Annotated in this window: 25 protein-coding genes, 1 tRNA gene and 1 riboswitch; of the genes, 7 read left to right on the forward strand and 19 right to left on the reverse strand. The window is 68.8% G+C overall.

Translation table 11 applies throughout. The features are described from left to right. Positions 1-17: 17 nt before the first annotated feature. Genes ACZ5XS_RS06715 through ACZ5XS_RS06730 form a run of 4 tightly spaced genes read right to left on the reverse strand, consistent with a single transcriptional unit; the run spans position 18 to position 3530 of the window. Complete coding sequence (locus ACZ5XS_RS06715) at positions 18-857, reverse strand: DUF1707 SHOCT-like domain-containing protein (protein WP_468648424.1); 840 nt, start codon at positions 855-857, stop codon at positions 18-20. Between the two features lie 57 nt (positions 858-914). Then, entirely contained in the window at positions 915-1886 is a 972-nt protein-coding gene (locus ACZ5XS_RS06720) for an ABC transporter ATP-binding protein (protein ID WP_468648426.1), read from the reverse strand. A gap of 2 nt (positions 1887-1888) precedes the next feature. After that, the gene (locus tag ACZ5XS_RS06725; RefSeq protein ID WP_468648428.1) at positions 1889-2737 is read right to left on the reverse strand and encodes an ABC transporter permease; all 849 of its coding nucleotides are present in this window, start codon (positions 2735-2737) and stop codon (positions 1889-1891) included. Next, a complete protein-coding gene (locus ACZ5XS_RS06730; protein WP_468648430.1) occupies positions 2730-3530 on the reverse strand; it encodes an ABC transporter permease in 801 nt (266 codons plus the stop codon). The genes ACZ5XS_RS06725 and ACZ5XS_RS06730 overlap by 8 nt, the downstream gene beginning before the upstream one ends. A 212-nt stretch (positions 3531-3742) precedes the next feature. Between ACZ5XS_RS06730 and ACZ5XS_RS06735 the strand changes: the two genes are divergently transcribed. Continuing rightward, entirely contained in the window at positions 3743-6160 is a 2418-nt protein-coding gene (locus tag ACZ5XS_RS06735) for a transglycosylase domain-containing protein (RefSeq protein ID WP_468648432.1), read from the forward strand. Between the two features lie 33 nt (positions 6161-6193). On the opposite strand, the gene sugE is transcribed toward ACZ5XS_RS06735, so the two are convergent. From sugE to ACZ5XS_RS06750, 3 genes are all read right to left on the reverse strand, one after another. Next, positions 6194-6514 (reverse strand): quaternary ammonium compound efflux SMR transporter SugE, encoded by a 321-nt coding sequence (gene sugE / locus ACZ5XS_RS06740; RefSeq protein WP_468648434.1) that lies wholly within the window; start codon positions 6512-6514, stop codon positions 6194-6196. Positions 6515-6548: 34 nt separating this feature from the next. Further along, a riboswitch (guanidine-III (ykkC-III) riboswitch) is annotated at positions 6549-6616 on the reverse strand. 89 nt (positions 6617-6705) lie between these two features. Continuing rightward, positions 6706-7062 (reverse strand): GroES family chaperonin, encoded by a 357-nt coding sequence (locus ACZ5XS_RS06745; protein WP_468648436.1) that lies wholly within the window; start codon positions 7060-7062, stop codon positions 6706-6708. Between the two features lie 55 nt (positions 7063-7117). Further along, positions 7118-7447 (reverse strand): DUF3618 domain-containing protein, encoded by a 330-nt coding sequence (locus tag ACZ5XS_RS06750; protein ID WP_468648438.1) that lies wholly within the window; start codon positions 7445-7447, stop codon positions 7118-7120. Positions 7448-7541: 94 nt separating this feature from the next. Between ACZ5XS_RS06750 and bcp the strand changes: the two genes are divergently transcribed. Continuing rightward, a complete protein-coding gene (gene bcp, locus ACZ5XS_RS06755) occupies positions 7542-8009 on the forward strand; it encodes a thioredoxin-dependent thiol peroxidase (protein WP_217238721.1) in 468 nt (155 codons plus the stop codon). Here bcp and ACZ5XS_RS06760 read toward each other — a convergent pair. After that, positions 7990-8499, reverse strand: a complete 510-nt coding sequence (locus ACZ5XS_RS06760) for a GNAT family N-acetyltransferase (protein ID WP_468648440.1) — start codon at positions 8497-8499, stop codon at positions 7990-7992. The two genes, bcp and ACZ5XS_RS06760, sit on opposite strands and share 20 nt — an antisense overlap. 152 nt (positions 8500-8651) lie before the next feature. Here ACZ5XS_RS06760 and ACZ5XS_RS06765 point away from each other — a divergent pair, with 152 nt between their 5' ends. The 3 genes from ACZ5XS_RS06765 (at position 8652) to ACZ5XS_RS06775 (ending at position 10049) form a co-directional block, all read left to right on the forward strand. Beyond that, positions 8652-9302 carry an HNH endonuclease signature motif containing protein gene (locus tag ACZ5XS_RS06765; protein ID WP_468648442.1) on the forward strand — a complete coding sequence of 217 codons (651 nt, stop codon included), beginning with the start codon at positions 8652-8654 and terminating at the stop codon, positions 9300-9302. Next, positions 9299-9964 carry an HNH endonuclease gene (locus tag ACZ5XS_RS06770; RefSeq protein WP_468648444.1) on the forward strand — a complete coding sequence of 222 codons (666 nt, stop codon included), beginning with the start codon at positions 9299-9301 and terminating at the stop codon, positions 9962-9964. The genes ACZ5XS_RS06765 and ACZ5XS_RS06770 overlap by 4 nt, the downstream gene beginning before the upstream one ends. 10 nt (positions 9965-9974) lie before the next feature. After that, positions 9975-10049, forward strand: a tRNA-Leu gene (locus ACZ5XS_RS06775). Positions 10050-10104: 55 nt separating this feature from the next. On the opposite strand, the gene rdgB is transcribed toward ACZ5XS_RS06775, so the two are convergent. From rdgB to ACZ5XS_RS06795, 4 genes are all read right to left on the reverse strand, one after another. Then, positions 10105-10707 (reverse strand): RdgB/HAM1 family non-canonical purine NTP pyrophosphatase, encoded by a 603-nt coding sequence (gene rdgB, locus ACZ5XS_RS06780; protein ID WP_468648446.1) that lies wholly within the window; start codon positions 10705-10707, stop codon positions 10105-10107. A 55-nt stretch (positions 10708-10762) separates the two neighbouring features. Further along, complete coding sequence (locus ACZ5XS_RS06785) at positions 10763-11167, reverse strand: hypothetical protein (RefSeq protein ID WP_217238716.1); 405 nt, start codon at positions 11165-11167, stop codon at positions 10763-10765. Positions 11168-11322: 155 nt separating this feature from the next. Beyond that, positions 11323-12060: a ribonuclease PH gene (gene rph / locus ACZ5XS_RS06790; RefSeq protein WP_468648448.1), complete on the reverse strand. Its 738-nt coding sequence runs from the start codon at positions 12058-12060 to the stop codon at positions 11323-11325. Positions 12061-12155: 95 nt separating this feature from the next. Then, entirely contained in the window at positions 12156-12389 is a 234-nt protein-coding gene (locus ACZ5XS_RS06795) for a PTS sugar transporter subunit IIB (protein ID WP_286062649.1), read from the reverse strand. Positions 12390-12719: 330 nt separating this feature from the next. On the opposite strand from ACZ5XS_RS06795, the gene ACZ5XS_RS06800 reads away from it, so the two are divergent. After that, the gene (locus ACZ5XS_RS06800; protein ID WP_468648450.1) at positions 12720-13985 is read left to right on the forward strand and encodes a PTS transporter subunit EIIC; all 1266 of its coding nucleotides are present in this window, start codon (positions 12720-12722) and stop codon (positions 13983-13985) included. Between the two features lie 73 nt (positions 13986-14058). On the opposite strand, the gene ACZ5XS_RS06805 is transcribed toward ACZ5XS_RS06800, so the two are convergent. Next, entirely contained in the window at positions 14059-14811 is a 753-nt protein-coding gene (locus tag ACZ5XS_RS06805) for an MBL fold metallo-hydrolase (RefSeq protein WP_468648452.1), read from the reverse strand. Between the two features lie 214 nt (positions 14812-15025). On the opposite strand from ACZ5XS_RS06805, the gene ACZ5XS_RS06810 reads away from it, so the two are divergent. Continuing rightward, entirely contained in the window at positions 15026-15487 is a 462-nt protein-coding gene (locus ACZ5XS_RS06810) for a type II toxin-antitoxin system PemK/MazF family toxin (RefSeq protein WP_468648454.1), read from the forward strand. 32 nt (positions 15488-15519) lie between these two features. On the opposite strand, the gene ACZ5XS_RS06815 is transcribed toward ACZ5XS_RS06810, so the two are convergent. From ACZ5XS_RS06815 to ACZ5XS_RS06840, 6 genes are all read right to left on the reverse strand, one after another. After that, positions 15520-16470 (reverse strand): PLP-dependent cysteine synthase family protein, encoded by a 951-nt coding sequence (locus ACZ5XS_RS06815; protein ID WP_468648456.1) that lies wholly within the window; start codon positions 16468-16470, stop codon positions 15520-15522. A gap of 15 nt (positions 16471-16485) precedes the next feature. Beyond that, positions 16486-16764, reverse strand: a complete 279-nt coding sequence (locus tag ACZ5XS_RS06820; protein ID WP_217238710.1) for a MoaD/ThiS family protein — start codon at positions 16762-16764, stop codon at positions 16486-16488. A 114-nt stretch (positions 16765-16878) separates the two neighbouring features. Continuing rightward, positions 16879-16974 (reverse strand): putative leader peptide, encoded by a 96-nt coding sequence (locus ACZ5XS_RS06825; RefSeq protein WP_019759525.1) that lies wholly within the window; start codon positions 16972-16974, stop codon positions 16879-16881. A gap of 88 nt (positions 16975-17062) precedes the next feature. Further along, positions 17063-18097: a LacI family DNA-binding transcriptional regulator gene (locus ACZ5XS_RS06830; RefSeq protein ID WP_468648458.1), complete on the reverse strand. Its 1035-nt coding sequence runs from the start codon at positions 18095-18097 to the stop codon at positions 17063-17065. Positions 18098-18133: 36 nt separating this feature from the next. Further along, positions 18134-18556: a M67 family metallopeptidase gene (locus tag ACZ5XS_RS06835; protein ID WP_217238708.1), complete on the reverse strand. Its 423-nt coding sequence runs from the start codon at positions 18554-18556 to the stop codon at positions 18134-18136. Positions 18557-18631: 75 nt separating this feature from the next. Beyond that, on the reverse strand, positions 18632-20062 hold the full coding sequence (locus ACZ5XS_RS06840) for an amino acid permease (RefSeq protein ID WP_468648460.1): 1431 nt from the start codon (positions 20060-20062) through the stop codon (positions 18632-18634). Between the last annotated feature and the right edge of the window lie 242 nt (positions 20063-20304).

Below are 20304 nucleotides of genomic sequence, written 5' to 3' on the forward strand. Positions count from 1 at the left end.
CACCCGCCCAGGAGGGATCAGTACTCCCGGCGCCGCCGGTCCCGCTCCTCCCGGCGCTCCTCACGGCGCTCCTCGCGACGCTCACGACTGCGGTCCCGCAGAAGGTCGTGGCGGCCTTCGAGCATCCTGCGGTGGGCGTCGCGGACGTCGTCCCGGACGGACTCACCCAGCTCCCGAAGCGACGCCTTGCGGTCCAGCTTCTCCTGGCGGCGCTCCTCCTTCAGCCGCTGCCGCTCGGACCGCGTGAGCTTGCGCTCCACACCGACCCCGCCCCAGAAGGCGAAGCCCGTCACGATCACCCGCGGGGCGCCCGGATCACCCGGCACGCCCTCCTCACGCTGGTCGAAGCCGCCCATGATGCCGATGCCCCGCACGACGACCTCGACACCGGGCGGCACGATCACCTGCATCCCGCCCATGATCGCGATGCAGTTGATCTCGACCACGCCGGCCGCGAAGTCCGCCTCCCGCAGGTCGATCTCGCCGCCGCCCCAGAAGGCGAAGGAGTTGAACCGCTTCGGCACCGTCCAGCGACCCTTGCGCTGGAAACCCGACATGATCGCCACGGCCCACGTCGACGACTCCCCCTCGCCGACGATCCGCCCCGCCCAACCCCCGCTCTGCACGGGCCCCTTGGTCATCGAGACCCGAGGAGCGGAGACGACGCCCGCACCGGACGGCAGGTCCCGGGTGATCGGCGCGAGTTCGCCGTACGTGCGCGCCTGATACGTCGCGTCCAGCCGTTCCCCGAACTCCTCCATGTCAAGGCGCCCCTCCGCGAGGGCCTCCCGCAAAACCTCGGCGACTCGTTCACGATCGGCGTCGGAGGCGCGCAGCTCCGGGGCATCCTCGGTCATACCCGCCAGCCTACGAGTTCCGGGCGACGGGCACTACGGCAACAGCCGTCGCAGCCACTACGCGCTCGCCGTCCGCTCCGCGTACATCTTCGCGATCACCGCTTCGATGTCCGGCTCCCGCACGGACAGGTCCACCAGCGGATACTCCGCCGCGATCCGCGCCACCAGCGGCGCCGCCGACGCCGCCGCCGGGAACGCCAGCCACTGCCGGGGCCCCTCCACCTTCACCACCCGCGCGGGCGGCGGCGCCTCGATCGGCGGCAGTTCGCGCTCCAGGTCGACCACCAGGACCCGCTCGCTCTCCCCCACCTCGTGCAGACCGGTGAGCGGACCGTCGTACATCAGACGCCCGTGGTCGATGACCATCACCCGCGAACACAACTGCTCGATGTCCTGGAGATCGTGCGTGGTCAACAGCACCGTCGTGCCGTTCTCCGTGTTCAACTCCCGCAGGAACTCCCGCACCTTGCCCTTCGACACGACGTCGAGACCGATCGTCGGCTCGTCCAGGTACAGCACCTCCGGATCGTGCAACAGCGCCGCCGCGATGTCCCCGCGCATCCGCTGGCCGAGCGACAGCTGCCGCACCGGAACATCCAACAACTCACCCAGTTCCAGGAGTTCGACGAGCCGGTCCAGGTTCTCCCGGTACCGCCCGTCGGGGATGCGGTACATGCGGTGCATCAGCCGGTACGAGTCGATCAGCGGCAGGTCCCACCACAGCGTCGTACGCTGCCCGAACACCACCCCGATACGGTGCGCCAGCCGCGACCGCTCCCGCGACGGATCGATGCCCGCGACCCGCAGCCGGCCACCGCTCGGCGTCAGGATGCCGGTGAGCATCTTGATCGTCGTCGACTTCCCGGCCCCGTTCGGACCGATGTAACCGACCATCTCCCCGCGCGGCACGGTGAACGAGATCGAGTCGACCGCCCGCACCTCACGCCGCTCCCGCTTCATGAATCCGGTCTTCTTCCGCACGTCGAAGACCTTCTCGACGCGATCCAGCTCGATGAACGCACGGTCCACTTCTAGCTCCCTGTACTCCGATACGACCGAAGCCCCGTCCGCCACGCCACACCGGCCAGCGCACAGCACACGGCCGCCACCAGCGGCGAGACGAACGCCGTCCACGCGGGCAGCCCGAGCGGCAGCGGCCGCCCCAGCACATAGGCCGCCGGCACCCAGTTGACGAAGGCGAGCGGCAGCACGAACGTCACCCCCCGCACCAGGTCCTTCGCGAAGATGGTCGGCGGATACTGCAACAGCGTCGTGCCGCCGTACGTGAACGCGTTCTGCACCTCGGAGGCGTCCTGCGCCACGAACTGGAACGCGGCACCCCCGACGAACACCGCGCCGAAGATCCCGGCACCGCCCAGCACCATCACCGGCATCAGCACCAGCTTGAGCGGCGTCCACTGCAGATCGAGCTCCATCAGCGCATACCCCAGCACCAGCGCGCCCTGCGTCACCCGGCCCAGCCTCCGCAGCCCGAACCGGTCGGCGGCCGCCTGCGCCAGCACCGGCGCCGGCCGCACGAGCAACGTGTCCAGCGTGCCGTCACGCACCCGGCGGCCCAGCCGGTCCATCGAACCGATCGCCAGATCGGCCAGCCCGAAGGACACCGACGACAGGCCGTACAGAAAGGCGACCTCCGGCAGCGGATACCCGCCCAGCGCGTCCACCTGCGAGAACATCAGCAGGATCGCCACGAAGTCGAGCGCGGTCGCCGCGAAGTTGCCGACCGTGGTCATCACGAAGGAAGCCCGGTAGGCCATCGTCGAACGAATCCACATCCCCGCGATCAGACGGTACGTCCGCACCCCCTCCGCGACCCGGCCGACCGGGGCCGCCTCCACCCGCCACCCGCCCTCAGCCACCCTGAACCACCACCCGCCGCGTCGCCATGACCTGCACCAGCCGCCCCAGGGCCAGCAACGCCACCGCCCACCCGGCCTGGAACAGATACGTCCCCCACGGATCCGCCTCCCCCAGCAGCACGTCCGCGGGCGCCTGCAACAACGACGACCACGGCAGAGCCCGCACCACCTCACCGAGCGCCCCCGGGAAGACGTTCAGCGGAAAGAGCATCCCCGAACAGAAGAACCCGACGAGCCACGCCATCTGCACCACACCCGTCCCGTCCAGCAGCCAGAACGCACTCAGCGCCACCAGGAACCGGATGCCGTACCCCACCACCATCGCCAGCAGCACCGCGAAGAAAAAGGCACACCACGTCCCCACGTCACCCGGCACCGCGGCCGGGAAGACCAGCACCCCGAACGCGAACGGCACCACACCCCGCCCCACCAGCTGGAACACCGCCCGCCCCAGATCCGCGGCCAGCCACCACAGTTGAAGATCCGCCGGCCGGTACAGATCGATCGCGATGTCACCCGTCCGGATGCGCTCCATCAACTCGTCCTCGACCCCGCCGCCCCCGATCGCCAGCGTCGACAACAGCGCCTGCCCCACCCACACATACGTGACGGCCTGCGCCTGGTCGTACCCGCCCAGATGCGGCCGCTCCTCCCACAGCGCCAGATACGTGTAGACCAGAATCAGCCCGAAGACGGTGTTGGTGAACACCCCCGCGGCCGTCGCCACCCGATACGTCGCGTACCGTCGAAAACCCCCCGCCGCGACGGCCAGGTACAACCGCGCCGTATCCACGGCAAACCACCCTCCTCGCCCGCCCAGCCCGCACCGACACCGAAGCGCAGGAGCCTAGTCCGCGGGCTGTGGGCCACGCCACGCAATTTCCGGGCAAGCGCGTGCCGATTGTCGGGAACGGAACACGCGATGCGAGAGTCTTCATCCGGGGGCGCAGAAGGCGTACGAGGCGTACGGGAACGTAAGACGCGAAACAGGAGTCCGTGCACGACATGAGCGACGAGCCGCAGCCGCAACAGCCGACCGAGGGCTGGGCACCGACAGAGCCCGAAGCGGCAGCCGAAACCGCAGGCAAGCCCAAGCGGCCCAAGCGCACCGGCTGGCGACGGATCATCCCCACCTGGCGCATGGTGCTCGGCACCTTCGTCATCGGCGCGCTGCTCCTGGCCGGCCTGTTCTTCCTCGGCTACTCCCTGGTCAAGATCCCGTCGGCCAACGCCTTCGCCATCAAGCAGAGCAACGTCTACCTCTACGCGGACGGCAGCCAACTCGCCCGCGACGGCGAGGTCAACCGGGAGATCATCCCCCTCTCCAAGGTCTCCAAGGACGCCCAGCACGCCGTCCTGGCCGCCGAGGACCGCGACTTCTACACCGAGTCCGCCATCGACCCCAAGGCGATGCTCCGCGCCGGCTGGAACACCGCCACCGGCAAGGGCAAGCAGTCCGGCTCCACGATCACCCAGCAGTACGTGAAGAACTACTACCTGGCCCAGGAACAGACCGTCACCCGCAAGGTGAAGGAGTTCTTCATCTCGATCAAGCTGGACCGCACCGAGAGCAAGAGCCAGATCCTCGAGGGCTACCTCAACACCAGCTACTTCGGCCGCAACGCCTACGGCATCCAGGCCGCCGCCCAGGCCTACTACGGCATCGACGCCACCGAGCTGGACCCCGCCAAGGGCGCCTACCTCGCCGCCCTGGTCAACGCCCCCAGCGAGTACGACGTCGTCGCCCACCCCGAGAACAAGGCCGCCGCCCAGGCCCGCTGGAACTACGTCCTCGACGGCATGGTCACCAAGGGCTGGCTCAGCGCCTCCGACCGCGCCGGCATGAAGTTCCCGATGCCGAAGGAAGCCACCGTCTCCACCGGCATGTCCGGACAGCGCGGCTACATCGTCGACGCGATCAAGGACTACCTCACCGAGAACAAGATCCTCGACAAGGACCAGCTCACCGCCGGCGGCTACCGCATCACCACCACCCTCGAGAAGAGCAAGCAGAACGCCTTCGTCGACGCGGTCAACGACCAGCTGATGGACAAGCTCGACAAGAAGAACCGCAAGGTCGACACCTACGTCCGCGCGGGCGGCGCCGCCGTCGACCCCAAGACCGGCAAGGTCGTCGCCATGTACGGCGGCATCGACTACGTGAAGCAGTACACGAACAACGCCACCCGCGGCGACTTCCAGGTCGGCTCCACCTTCAAGCCGTTCGTGTTCACCTCCGCCGTCCAGAACGACTCCGTGACGCAGGACGGCCGCACGATCACCCCGAACACCATCTACGACGGCACCAACAAGCGGCCCATCGTGGGCTGGGACGGCGGAACCTACGCCCCCGAGAACGAGGACCAGGGCTCGTACGGCAACATCACCGTCCGCGAGGCCACCGACAAGTCCGTCAACTCGGTGTACGCACAGATGGCCGTCGACGTCGGCTCCGACAAGGTCAAGCAGACCGCCATCGACCTCGGCCTCCCCGCCGACACCCCCGACCTCACCGCGTCCCCCTCCATCGCGCTCGGCCCCTCCACCGCCAGCGTCCTCGACATGGCCGAGGCCTACGCCACCCTCGCCAACCACGGCAAGCACGGCACGTACACGATGGTCGAGAAGATCACCAAAGACGGCAAGGACGACATCCGGCTGCCCGCGAAGAAGACCCGCCAGGCCGTCAGCCGCGAAGCCGCCGACACCACCACCTCCGTCCTGCAGAGCGTCGTCGAGGGCGGCACCGCCACCGCCGCCCAGGCCGCCGGCCGCCCCGCCGCGGGCAAGACCGGCACCGCCGAGGAAGACACCGCCGCCTGGTTCGCCGGCTACACCCCCGAGCTCGCCACCGTCGTCTCCGTCATGGGCCAGGACCCGGTGACCGCCGCCCACAAACCGCTGTACGGCGCGATGGGCCTCCAGCGGATCAACGGCGGCGGAGCACCCACCGAGATCTGGGCACAGTTCACCAAGACCGCCCTCAAGGGCGAGCCCGTCACCGACTTCGACCTCGAACTCCAGCCGGGCGCCGACGTGGTCCAGCCCCCCGTCACCGACGTCCCGTCCGACCCCGCCACGGGCGACGAGAACACCGGCGGCACGACCGGAGACACCACCGGCGGCCAGGACGCCGGAGGCCAGACCGAGGGCCAGACCAGCGACCCCGCCACCGACGGCGGCACCACCGACGGCACCACCGGAGACACGACGACGGGCGGCACCACCGGAGACACGACCACCGGCGGCGACCCGACCACCGACGGCGGCACCACGGACGGCACCACCGGAGACACCACCGGCGGCGACACCGCCACCGGCGGCACCACGGGAGACACCACCGGCGGCGACACCGGAGGCACCACCGACGGCGGCACGACGACCGGCGTAGGCCCCCAGCTCACGACGACGAGAAGGCAGTAACCAAGGCGGTAACCAAGGCAGTAACCCTTCGGGCTAGTGCCCGGAGGTCGCCTTCAGCCCCACCACGGCCACCAACAGCAGACACACGAAGAAGATCCGGGCGGCGGTCGCCGGCTCCCCCAGCACCACCATGCCGAACACCGCCGCACCGGCCGCACCGATCCCCACCCACACGCCATAGGCGGTACCGATGGGCAGGGAACGCGCGGCATACGACAGCAACAGCATGCTCGCGACGATGCCCGCACCGGTGAACAGGCTGGGGACCAGCCGCGTGAAACCGTCGGTGTACTTCATCCCGACCGCCCAGCCGACCTCCAGCAGACCGGCGACGACAAGCAGAACCCAGGCCATGACAGGCACCTTTCGAGACGACGCTTCTGACTTCCGGGCGTCGTCTTTGCCTGCATCCCGGTACGGCGCGTCTCGTCGGGTCACTTTCGAATGTAGCAAAAGGGCAGCAGAAAGGGGCCAGTGACGATGGTCACCAGCCCCTTCAGCCGCTGATTTACAGGTACCGCCGACTCTCCAGACACAGGCCCGTTCTACAGATACAGGCCAGTCGAGTCCTCGGACCCCTCGAACCGGTCCGCGGCCACCGCGTGCAGATCACGCTCACGCATGAGCACGTAAGCGATGCCCCGCACCTCCACCTCGGCCCGGTCCTCAGGATCGAACAGCACCCGGTCACCCGGCTCCACGGCCCGCACGTTCTGGCCCACCGCCACGACCTCCGCCCACGCCAGCCGACGACCGACGGCCGCGGTGGCCGGAATCAGAATCCCGCCACCCGAACGCCGCTCGCCCTCACTGGTGTCCTGCCGCACGAGTACACGGTCGTGCAGCATCCGGATGGGCAGCTTGTCGTGCTGGTCGCTGTGCTGGTTTCTCTTGGCGCTCACACCTCTGAACCTACCTGCCTCCGCCGGCCATGAAGGCCGCTGGGTCGGCCCCCACTCAGCTCCTGCGCCGCCGCGTCCCCAGGGCGAGCAGCCCCACGACCCCGACGACAACCAGCGCGACCGGCACGACCCGCTCCAGCCGAGGCGCGCCTTCCTCGTCGACGAACCGCGCCCTCACATCACTCACGGCCCGATTGGCCCCGACATAGGCCCGCCCGAGCGTGTGATCGATATTGGAAACGACCTTGGCCTTGGCATCGCCCACGATCGTCTTCGGGTGCACCCGCACCCCGATCTCGTCGAGCGTCTCGGCCAGCAATTCGCGGCGGCGCTTGATGTCCGCCTCGATCTGCGCCGGGGTTCTCGTGTCCGACGTGTCCGCCACCGTACGGCCTCCGAAGTCAGCTGATGCTTGCTCCGGACAGTCTGTCAGCTCTGGGCCGGAACGCACCGTCAGGACCCCCCGTTACGCTAGACCGATGAGCGAGCGACTCCAGCCCGGGGACGTGGCCCCCGCCTTCACCCTCCCCGACGCCGACGGCAACCCGGTGTCCCTGTCCGACCACAAGGGCCGCAAGGTCATCGTCTACTTCTACCCGGCGGCCCTGACCCCCGGCTGCACCAAGCAGGCGTGCGACTTCACAGACAACCTCGAGCTGCTGGCCGGCGCGGGCTACGACGTCATCGGCATCTCCCCCGACAAGCCGGAGAAGCTGGCGAAGTTCCGCGAGAAGGAATCCCTGAAGATCGCCCTCCTCGCCGACCCCGACAAGACCGTCACCGAGGCCTACGCCGCCTACGGCGAGAAGAAGAACTACGGCAAGACCTACATGGGCGTCATCCGCTCCACGATCATCGTGGACGAGGAGGGCAAGGTAGAACGCGCCCTCTACAACGTCCGTGCGACCGGCCACGTGGCGAAGATCATCAAGGACCTGGGTATCTGAACGAAACCCAGACGTCAGGAGCCAGGTCGGGCCGCCCGGGCACCGGCCTGGCCCCCTCGACCCACGCATCCCCGACGAGCTCGGCCGCGACCCGCCGCCAGAACCGGACGGCACCGGTGTTCACGTCCTGAAAGGGAATCTCCCACTCCCCGGGATGCCGGGCAACCACCTCCCGTACACCCCGAAGCCCCACCCCACTGCGCCGCACCGCCCGCACGACGAAGAAACTGCTGAGCACCCGGGTCGGACTACCGAGCCCCCGCACGAACGCGAACCCGACGGGAGGCTCGCCGAGGCGGAAGAGATACGGCGCCCAGTCGACGTCACCGGAAAAGGCAGCCTCCAACCGCTCCCTCCGGAACGACCCGTCGGCGTTGGGCAGTTGCCCCCCGAACTCGGACAGATCATGCCGGAAGAGAAGCCAGAGGCGTTCGCCGGTGGGGCGGTCGGCGGGGGTTGCTGTGCGAATATCCAACTCTGCTGAGGCCATGAAAAAAGCCTCCCGAGCGGACAAGAGTCCGCGCCTGGAAGGCCTCGCCGATAAGCATATCAACCGTCTTTACGTTCCGAGCGTGACTGTCGAACAGCCGCTCCGTTACTCCGTACGAGCCACGAACGTGTGGCCGAGATCGGAGGGGAACGATGGGGACCAGTGCGTATCCGAAAGAGCGGCTGGAAGAGGCGGCTCGGGGGGCGCGGACATTGTCGGAAGCATGCGGGAGATTGGGTGTGGACCCGAAGAGTTGGAAGCGGCGGTACATCTCCCAACGGATGAAGAAACTGGGGGTGGATGTCGCGCACTTCGAGCGCGAGGGGGCCAAGTGGACGAGGGAGATCCTTGAGCCGGTGGTCGCAGCATCGTCGAGCGTCAACGAGGTTCTACGGCGGCTCGGGCTCGATGTGGTCGGCGGTCACCACACGCACATCTCGCGTCGCATCAAGGCTTATGGCATCAACACCTCCCACTTCACGCCAGTGGTCCGCACGGAGCGGCAGCGGCACAACCAGCGCCGTCGGACTGCCGAGGAGATCCTCACCGAGGACACGTCCACCCACACCATGCGGGTCCCGAGCAACCGTCTGAAGCGGGCGATGTCCGAGCTGGGCATGGAAGAGCACTGCGCCCTGTGTGGGATCGAAGGAGTGTGGCTCGGAGAGCCGCTCCCCTTGGAGGTCGACCACATCGACGGCAACTGGCGGAACAACCGCATCGAGAACCTGAGGCTCCTGTGCCCCAACTGTCACTCGACGACCGACAGTTACCGCGGACGCGGCAAGGCGCGCGCCTCGTGACCAGGGGCGTGCGGTACACCCACGAGCGCCTGGTCGAGGCAGCAGCTCGGTGTACCGACCTGAACGAGGTCATTGCCTTCTTCGGCACCCGGCCATACGGCTACCTACGCAAGTACCTCACCATGCGATTCGCCCACTTCGGCATCGACATCTCACACTTCGCCCCCTGCGGCCGGTCCGCCCGGCCCACACGGGAAGAGCTACGGGCGGCCGTCACGGAGTCCTCCTCCTTGGCGGAGGTGCTGCGCCACCTGGGCTGCGCGGACAACGGTGCACAGCGGAAGAAGCTGCGCAAGTGGATCGCCGACGATCACCTGACGACGGCACACTTCCTGGGGCAGGCACACCAGAGGGGAAGGCCGGCTCCGAACGCCAAACGGCCCGAAGATGTTCTGGTACGGCACAAGGGCAAACAGCGGACGACGACGAAGCGCCTACGCCGAGCGCTCAACGAGGTTGGTATAGCCGAAGAGTGCGTTAAGTGCGGCACTGGCCCGGAATGGCTCGGCAAGCCCATGACCCTGGAGATCGATCACATCAACGGGGACTGGAGAGACGACCGGCGCGAGAATCTGCGGTTGCTCTGCCCCAACTGTCACGCGATCACCAGCACCTGGTGCCGAGGAGGCCGACGACGCACTCAGCTACGCCCAGTAGAGTAAGCAGCGCTGCGGGCCCGTATCCCAGCTGGCAAGAGGACGCCGGTTTAGATCCGGTGTGTCGTGGGTTCGAGTCCCACCGGGCCCACAGGAAAACAAGGCCCCGCACCTTCGATTCCAAGGTGCGGGGCCTTTCCGTAAACTCAGCCCAACAGCTCCTGCACCACCGGCACCAACCCCCTGAACGCCTGCCCCCGATGACTGATCGCGTTCTTCTCCTCCGCCGTCAGCTCGGCGCACGTCCGGGTTTCGCCCTCCGGCTGGAGGATCGGGTCGTAGCCGAAGCCGTTCGTGCCGGTCGGGGTGTGGCGGAGTACGCCCCGCAGCCGGCCCTCGACCACCCTCTCCGTGCCGTCCGGCAACGCCAGCGCCGCCGCGCAGGCGAAGTGGGCGCCTCGGTGTTCGTCGGCGATGTCGGAGAGCTGGGCCAACAGCAACGCCAGGTTCGCGCGGTCGTCGCCGTGGCGGCCGGCCCAGCGGGCGGAGAAGATGCCGGGGGCGCCGTTCAGGACGTCCACGCAGAGGCCGGAGTCGTCGGCCACGGCGGGCAGGCCGGTTGCCTGGGCGAGGGCGTGGGCCTTGAGCAGGGCGTTCTCCGCGAAGGTGACGCCTGTTTCCTTGACGTCGGGGATGTCGGGGTACGCCTCCGTGCCGACGAGGTCGTGGGGCAGGGAGGCGTCGGCGAGGATCGCGCGGAGTTCGGTGATCTTTCCGGCGTTGCGGGTGGCGAGGATCAGGCGGGTCATGGGGTTCAGTATCCCGGCCCCATGGCCCTCGCTGCTTCCCGGTTTTCCCGCTGACCTACGGCGTGCAGACCTTCGTCAGTTCGCCCGCCGCGTCGGTGATCGGGCTGAGGTCGGGGGTGTTGTCGCCGTTCTCGACGGAGGTGCGGACGTTGGTGACGGCCGCGCCGAGGTCGTCGACGGCCTTGTTGACGTCGGCGTTGTCGGTCTTGTCGCCGATTTCGTCGAGGTTCTTGTCGATGGAGTTGAGGGACTCCTCGAGCTGCGTCGGGTCGTTCGACGCGCTCTCCACGGCCTGCTGGAGGTCGGTGACGCTGTCGGCGATGGCGTCGGCGGTCTGGACGCAGTCCAGTGCCTTGCTGACGGCGTCGCAGCCGGTGGTGAGGCCGGTCGTCAGTCCGACGGCGGCCACCGCGGCGACGATGGCGATTCGGCGACTTGGGCGGCGTCGGCTCGCGGCCATGGATCTGTTCCCTCCGTTGGCAGGGCCCCAGGTCGTGTCCTGGCCGGCCCTCGTGCTGGCCGGGCGCACGGCGGTGAGCCGTACGCCCGTACCGGTAGTGACGCGAGGACGGTCGGTTGGGTTGCGACCGGTGGCCGTCCTTCTTGGTGCGTCCTTTACTTTTCGAGGACGGTATCAAGTGCCTTGCGCTGGAGGGCTGCCAGGTCGGTGCAGCCGGCGACGGCGAGGTCGAGGAGGGCGTTGAGTTCGTCGCGGGCGAAGGGTTCGGCTTCGGCGGTGCCCTGGACCTCGACGAAGCGGCCGTCGCCGGTGCAGACGACGTTCATGTCGGTCTCGGCGCGGACGTCCTCCTCGTAGCAGAGGTCGAGGAGTGGGACTCCGCCCACGATGCCGACCGAGACGGCGCTGACGGTTCCGGTGAGGGGCTGGCGGCCGGCTTTGATGAGTTTCTTGCCCTGGGCCCAGGTGATGGCGTCAGCGAGGGCGACGTAGGCGCCGGTGATCGCGGCGGTGCGGGTGCCGCCGTCGGCCTGGAGGACGTCGCAGTCGAGGACGATGGTGTTCTCGCCGAGGGCCTTGTAGTCGATGACGGCGCGGAGGGAGCGGCCGATGAGGCGGCTGATCTCGTGGGTGCGGCCGCCGATCTTGCCGCGGACGGATTCGCGGTCGCCGCGGGTGTTGGTGGCGCGGGGGAGCATCGAGTACTCGGCGGTGACCCAGCCTTCGCCGCTGCCTTTGCGCCAGCGGGGGACGCCTTCGGTGACGGAGGCGGTGCAGAAGACTTTGGTGTCGCCGAAGGAGACGAGGACGGATCCTTCGGCGTGCTTGCTCCAGCCGCGTTCGATGGTGACCGGGCGGAGTTGTTCGGGGGTGCGGCCGTCGATTCGGGACATGGCGTCGAGCCTAGCCGTACATGGGGAAGGGGCCCGTCCCGTGGTGGGAATGGGCCCCTGCCGGGTGAGCGCGCGGCCTTGGCGGGCGCGCGGGCTCACATCAGATCTTCGATTTCCGCGGCGATGGGGTCGGCGTCGGTGCCGATGACGACCTGGATGGCGGTGCCCATCTTGACGACGCCGTGGGCGCCGGCGGCCTTCAGGGCGGCTTCGTCGACCTTGCCGGCGTCGACGACTTCGGTGCGGAGGCGGGTGATGCAGCCTTCGACTTCTTCGATGTTGTCGATGCCGCCGAGCCCGGCAACGATCTTCTCAGCCTTGGTGGCCATGTTCTTTCTCCCTGATCCGAGCCGCTTTGTCGCAGTAACCCACAGTTGATCCGTCTTTGCGAGCGATCGCGCTGTACGTCCCGAAGGATGACGGCACAGCTTCGAAATCGTCCGTAGCTGGTCTACACCACCTGGCAGGCGGTCGCCAAGCCTTGTGTGCCGTAGCCGTTTCGTCACCGAAATCGCGGGTTCCTTATCCGCCCTTCACCGTGCTACAACAGGTCTACACCACTGAGTGGTGTAGACCATGCGGTCCCCCCGCGTGGCAAAGAGACGCCGCCGTCCCCCTTCCCCTGTCCCCGGGCGGCGCCATGCCCTCTGGAGGAAGTTGTGACCACGGCCAGCGCCGCTCCCGCGGCCGACAAGAAGAAGGGCGCGGGCGTGATGGCTGTCATGCAGCGTATCGGCCGCAGCCTGATGCTGCCGGTGGCCGTCCTGCCCGCCGCCGCTCTCCTGGTCCGTTTCGGCAACCCCGACATGCTGGGAGACCCGGAGTTCCCCGCGTTCATCACGAAGATCGCCGGCTTCATGGCGGCCGGCGGCAACGCGATCCTCGACAACATGGCGCTGCTGTTCGCCGTGGGTATCGCGATCGGCTTCGCCAAGAAGTCGGACGGCTCGACGGCCCTCGCCGCCGTGGTCGGCTACCTGGTCTTCAAGAACGTGCTCGCCACGTTCACCGACAAGAACCTGCCGAAGGTGGCGACGGCCGTCGACGGCAAGGTCGTCATGGTGGACGCGCCGGTGGACGCCAAGGTCCTCGGCGGTGTGGTGATGGGCATCGTGGTGGCCCTGCTGTACCAGAAGTTGTACCGGACCAAGCTGCCGGACTGGGCGGGCTTCTTCGGCGGCCGTCGTCTGGTTCCGATCGTGTCGGCCTTCGCGGGTCTGGTCATCGGCATCGTCTTCGGATACATCTGGCCGGTCCTCGGCACGGGCCTGCACAACCTCGGCGAGTGGCTGGTCGGTTCGGGCGCGGTCGGCGCCGGCATCTTCGGTGTCGCCAACCGTGCGCTGATCCCGATCGGCATGCACCATCTGCTGAACTCGTTCCCGTGGTTCCAGGCGGGCGAGTACGAGGGCAAGAGCGGCGACATCGGCCGCTTCCTGGCCGGTGACCCGACGGCGGGCCAGTTCATGACCGGTTTCTTCCCGATCATGATGTTCGCGCTGCCGGCCGCGTGCCTGGCGATCGTGCACTGTGCTCGTCCGGAGCGCCGCAAGGTCGTCGGCGGCATGATGTTCTCCCTCGCGCTGACGTCCTTCTTCACCGGCGTGACCGAGCCGATCGAGTTCACGTTCATGTTCATCGCGCCGGTCCTGTACGGGATCCACGCGCTCCTCACCGGTGTCTCGATGGCGCTGACCTGGGCACTCGGCATGAAGGACGGCTTCGGCTTCTCGGCCGGCGCGATCGACTACGCCCTGAACCTGGGCATCGCGACCAACCCGCTCGGCCTGGCCGTGGTGGGCTTGTGCTTCGCGGTGGTCTACTACGTCGTCTTCCGCTTCGCGATCATCAAGTTCAACCTGCCGACACCGGGCCGCGAGTCCGACGAGGAACTGGCGGAGTTGCAGAAGGCGGAGGCCAAGTAGGCCGTAGGCCGCCTCCGCACGCAGGAAGGCCCCCGGAGCACCGAGCTTCGGGGGCCTTGTGTCGTTCGGGGACTCAGATCTCGTACGACTTCCTCGGCGCCGCCAGTTCCACCGGGCCGTCGTACACCGTGCGCGCGTCGGCCAGGTTGGTCTGGGGGTCGGTCCACGGGGGGATGTGGGTGAGGATCAGGCGGCGGGCTCCTGCCCTGCTCGCCGTCTCGCCCGCCTCGCGGCCGTTGAGGTGCAGGTCGGGGATGCTCTCCTTGCCGTGCGTGAAGGCGGCCTCGCACAGGAACAGGTCGGTGTCGCGGGCGAGTTCGTCCAGGGCCGGGCTGATGCCGGTGTCGCCGGAGTACGTCAGTGACTTCCCGGCGTGCTCGACGCGGATGCCGTACGCCTCCACGGGGTGGGCCACGCGTTCGGTGTGGACCGTGAACGGGCCGATCTCGAAGGTGGACGGCTTGACCGTGTGGAAGTCGAAGACCTCGCTCATGGAGGAGGCGGTGGGGGTGTCGGCGTAGGCCGTGGTGAGGCGGTGCTCGGTGCCCTCGGGGCCGTAGACCGGGATCGGGTCGCAGCGGCCGCCGTCGTGGCGGTAGTAGCGCGCGACGAAGTAGGCGCACATGTCGATGCAGTGGTCGGCGTGCAGGTGGCTGAGGAAGATCGCGTCGAGGTCGTAGAGACCGCAGTGGCGCTGCAGCTCGCCGAGGGCACCGTTGCCCATGTCGAGAAGCAGCCGGAAGCCGTCGGCCTCGACGAGGTAGCTCGAGCAGGCCGATTCCGCGGACGGGAACGACCCCGAGCAGCCGACGACGGTGAGCTTCATAAAGCAGAAACCTCCGCTGGCGGGAACTTTTCTGGGAAGGAGACGGGGGTCGTGCGGTGCGTCGAGCGTAAGGCGCAAAACTCATGGTCGCTCCTCCACCAGGGGCTGTTGTGGGGGAACTCACCTGTGGTGTCACCGGTTCGGCTGGACCCGGGGGCGTGCGGCGCACGGGAAGGGCGCGCATAGGTGATCGCACGCCGGTAACGTCAGGCCCATGGATACGTCCTGGTGGCTCGCGCTCGCCGCGGTGGTACTGCTCGCGGCGGTCGCCACGCTCGTCGACGGCTGGGGGCGCGGCCGGCGTCCGGCGGGGCGGCGGACGCGTCCGCCGGGGCGGCCGGCCGGGCCGCGCGGGCGGGGTGGGGCGCGGCCGCGGCCTGCGGAGATCTGGTGGGCGAACGTGCCGTACGAGGACGGGCCCGGGAGTAAGGACCGGCCGTGTCTGGTGCTGGTGGTGCACGGTGAGCGGGCGACCGTCGCGAAGATCACCAGCAAGGGCCGCGACGAGCGGGCCGGGGTGATTCCGTTGCCGCCGGGGTCGGTGGGCGACGCCCACGGGCGGGCGAGCTTCCTGGAGACGGACGAGCTGCGCGAGGTGCCGGTGCGGGAGTTCCGGCGGAGGGTGGGGGTGGTGGACCCGGTCCTGTGGGACCAGGTCCGTCACCTGGCTGCGTAGGGGCTGCTCAAGGGCTTACGCCCGTCGAGGGCTCAGGCCCAGAGCTGGCCCTGGAGGGTCTCGATGGCCTCTTCCGTGGTGGCCGCCGTGTAGACACCCGTGGACAGGTACTTCCAGCCGCCGTCGGCGACGACGAACACGATGTCCGCGCTCTCGCCCGCCTTGACGGCCTTGTTGCCGACGCCGATCGCCGCGTGCAGGGCGGCGCCGGTGGAGACGCCCGCGAAGATGCCCTCCTGCTGGAGGAGCTCGCGGGTGCGGGTGACCGCGTCGGCTGAGCCGACGGAGAAGCGGGTGGTCAGGACGGAGGCGTCGTACAGCTCCGGTACGAAGCCCTCGTCGAGGTTGCGCAGGCCGTAGACCAGGTCGTCGTAGCGCGGCTCGGCGGCGACGATCTTGACGTCCGGCTTGTGCTCGCGGAGGTAGCGGCCGACGCCCATGAGGGTGCCGGTGGTGCCGAGGCCCGCGACGAAGTGGGTGACCGAGGGGAGGTCGGTCAGGATCTCCGGGCCGGTCGTCGCGTAGTGGGCGCCGGCGTTGTCGGGGTTGCCGTACTGGTAGAGCATCACCCAGTCGGGGTGCTCGGCGGAGAGCTCCTTGGCGACCCGTACGGCGGTGTTGGAGCCGCCGGCGGCGGGCGACGGGATGATCTCGGCGCCCCACATGCCGAGGAGTTCGCGGCGTTCCTGTGAGGTGTTCTCGGGCATCACGCACACCATGCGGTAGCCCTTGAGCTTGGCGGCCATGGCGAGGGAGATGCCGGTGTTGCCGGAGGTGGGCTCGAGGATCGTGCAGCCGGGGGTCAGGCGGCCGTCCTTCTCGGCCTGCTCGATCATGTGCAGGGCGGGGCGGTCCTTGACGGAGCCGGTCGGGTTGCGGTCCTCCAGCTTCGCCCAGATACGGACGTCGGCGGACGGCGAGAGCCGCGGCAGGCGCACCAGGGGGGTGTTGCCCACCGCGGCCAGCGGGGAGTCGTAGCGCATGGGGGGCAGCGGGCCTTAGACCATGCCGCCGGCCACGGCCGGCAGGATCGTGATGCTGTCGCCGTCGGTGAGCTTGGTGGTGATGCCGTCGAGGAAGCGGACGTCCTCGTCGTTCAGGTAGACGTTGACGAAGCGGCGCAGTTCCCCGCCGTCCACGATGCGGGCCTGGATGCCCGCATGCCGGGTCTCGAGGTCGGTGAAGAGCTCGGCGAGGGTGTCCCCGGTGCCCTCCACGGCCTTCTGGCCGTCGGTGTACTGGCGGAGGATGGTCGGGATGCGGACCTCGATGGCCATGGCTGAGGGCTCCTGTCGGAAGGTGTCTGGTCGGTGGGCGCGCGGCAGCGCTGGACAGCGGGGGTGGTGCGGGTCAGGCGCCGCGGCTCACGGCCGTACGGCGGCAGGGCAGCGTCAACAGATGGCGCTGGCGAGCCTGCACAGGTCGACGTGCAGCCGCGCCACGAGCAGCATGCCCGGCGTCTTTTCGCTCACGTCGTGGGAAACCATGGGGTCATCGTATCGATTCCCGGTCGGGGTCCCGGAATGTGATCCCACATTCCGGACGGTTTCCGGCCGGGGAGTGAGACCGCCCTGTTCAGGCGGACCCGCGCAGGACCAAGCGGGTCGGTACGACGACGGTGGCGGGGGCCTTGATCCGCTCGGCGTCGAACAGCAGCCGGGCCATCAGACGGCCCATGCCGTCGACGTCCTGGTGGATGGTGGTCAGGGGCGGGTCGGTCGACTCCGTGATGCCGGTGAGGTCGTCGAAGCCGACGACGGCCACGTCCTCGGGCACCCGGCGTCCGTGGGCCCGCAGTGTCTGCAGGGCGCCGGAGGCCATGAGGTCGGAGGCGACGAAGGCGGCGTCCAGGTCGGGGCGCCGGGCGAGGAGCGCGGCCATCGCGTCGGCGCCGGCCTGGCGGGTGTAGTCGGCCCGTTCGGTCAGGTCGGGCGGGGCGTCGGGCAGGACGTCCCGGTAGCCGGCGAGCCGGTCGGCGGCGGAGGTCTCCTGGTCGTAGGGGCCGGTGACGGTCGCGATGCGTGTCCTGCCGAGCGAGACCAGGTGCTGGACGGCCTGCCGGGCTCCCCCGCGGTTGTCGCCGTCGACGTGGGCGTGGCGGTGCGCGGTGTCGCCGTCGCGCAGCAGTGGCCGGCCGCCGAAGACGGCGGGCAGGCCGATCCGGTCGATCATCTCGTGCAGCCGGTCGCCGGGGCGCAGGGAGAACACGATGGCGCCGTCGACGTGGCCGCCGCCGAGGTAGTCGGCCACGCGCGGGTAGTCGTCCGCCTCGTCCAGGAAGAGCAGGACCGCCTGGGCGCCGTGCTGGGCGAGTTCTCTGCGGATGCCGCGCAGGAGGCAGTCGAAGAAGGGGTCGAGGAAGAGCCGGTTGTCGGGTTCGGTCGCCACGACCGCGATCGCGTGGGTGCGGTGGGTGACCAGTTGGCGGGCGGCCTGGTTCGGGACGTAGCCGAGCTCGGTGATCACTTCCCGGACGCGGTCGGCGACCTCGGCGCGCACCTTGGGCTCGTCGTTGATTACTCGTGACACCGTGGACTTGGAAACGCCCGAGCGGCGGGCGACGTCCTGCAGGGTGGGGCGCCGTGGGTTCGGCCGCTGCGTCAACACCATCTCCGATACGGCGAGTTGTTCGCGGGCGTACGGCGGTCAGTATGCCTCGACGACCTTGATCTCCTCCTCGGTCACCTCGCCCTCCACGATCCGGAACGAGCGGAACTGGAAGGGGCCCGCCTCGTCGGTGTCGGCCGTGGAGACGAGGACGTAGTGGGCGCCCGGCTCGTTGGCGTAGGAGATGTCGGTGCGGGAGGGGTAGGCCTCGGTCGCGGTGTGGGAGTGGTAGATGACCACCGGCTCCTCGTCGCGGTCGTCCATCTCGCGGTAGAGCTTGAGCAGGTCCTGCGAGTCGAACTCGTAGAACGTGGGCGAGCGGGCGGCGTTCAGCATCGGGATGAAGCGCTCGGGGCGGCCGGTGCCCTCCGGGCCGGCGACCACGCCGCACGCCTCGTCGGGGTGGTCCTCGCGCGCGTGGGCGACGATCTGGTCGAACAGGGCCTGGGTGATGGTCAGCATGCTGGTCAGCATAAACAGAAGGGCCGCCCCGTACCGGAGGGTGGTACGGGGCGGCCCACATCGTGAGCGGAGGGGTCAGCCGACCTTCTCGAACTCCGCTTCGCCGCCGCGCTCGGCGATGTGCGGGTCGCGGCTCTTCAGGATCCGCCAGCCGATGGCGAGGGCGGTGAACCAGCCGGCCATCACGTAGAGGCAGACGCGGGCGTCGGCGTCGTACGCGATCAGGCCGGTGACGAAGAGCAGGAAGGCGATCGCGACGTAGCTGCACTTGGAGCCGCCCGGCGCCGGGAAGGGCGAGGCGGGCAGGCGGCCGGCCACGACCGCGCGGCGGTACAGGACGTGGCTGATGAGGATCATGAGCCAGGTCCAGATGCCGGCCGCGGTGGCGACGGAGACGACGTAGCCGAAGGCCTTCTCGGGGACGATGTAGTTCAGGATCACGCCGATGCCCATGAAGGCGACGGAGACCGCGATGCCGACGGCGGGGGTCTTCGTCGAGGACAGCTTCTTGAAGGCCGCGGGGGCCTCTCCGCTCTCGGCCAGGTTCCGCAGCATGCGGCCCGTGGAGTACATGCCGGAGTTGCAGGACGACAGGGCGGCGGTGAGCACGACGAAGTTCACGATGGCGGCGCCCGCCGGGATGCCGATCTTCGCGAAGGCCTCGACGAAGGGGCTCACGCCCGGTGCGAACTCGGTCCACTTGACCACGCACAGGATGACGGTGAGGGCACCGACGTAGAAGAGCGCGATGCGCCAGGGCAGGGTGTTGATCGCCTTGGGGAGGGTCTTCTCCGGGTCCTCGGACTCGCCGGCCGTGACGCCGACCAGTTCGACGGCGAGGTAGGCGAACATGACGCCCTGCAGGGTCATCAGGGACGAGCCGACGCCCTTGGGGAAGAATCCGTCGAAGGCCCAGAGGTTGGAGACGGCCGCGGTGTCACCGGCGCTGCTGAAGCCGAAGGTGAGGACGCCCAGGCCGATGACGATCATGCCGATGAGGGCGGTGACCTTGACCATCGAGAACCAGAACTCGAGCTCGCCGAAGACCTTCACGGAGATCAGGTTGACCCCGAAGAGGATCACCAGGAAGACCAGGGCGGTCACCCATCGCGGGATGTCGGGGAACCAGTAGTTGACGTAGATGGCGGCGGCCGTCAGTTCGGCCATGCCGGTGACCACCCACATCAGCCAGTACGTCCAGCCGGTGAAGTAGCCGAAGAACGGGCCGAGGAACTCGCGGGAGTACTCCGCGAAGGAGCCCGAGACCGGGCGGTAGAGCAGGAGCTCGCCGAGCGCCCGCATGATGAAGAAGATGATCACGCCTGCGAGGGCGTACATGAAGATGAGGCTGGGTCCGGCCTTGGCGATGTTCGCCCCGGCTCCCAGGAAGAGGCCGACGCCGATGGCGCCGCCGATGGCGATCATCTGGACCTGGCGGCTGCCGAGCCCGCGTTCGTACCCCTCTCCCTCGGGGGTCTTCTCCGTGTCGACCTGCGCTGAGGTCATGTGTGGTGCGCCTTCCTCCATGCCGAACCGGGCCTCTCGTCGGCCTCGGATCGGGTTCCGATCCCCCCGGACTGATGGAGCTGAGTGGGCCTCGCGGCCCGCTCGTGCCTGGCCGGCGATCCGCCGGCTCGGTGGCGCACCCGGCCGAACATTCGGGTGGTGTTCGCCGGGCGGTCGTGAAGATTTATCACGGCCGCAATGATGATCGCCTGAGCGACGTGTGGCGCAGCACACAGGGAGAG

The organism is Streptomyces sp. NPDC033131 (assembly GCF_055578365.1).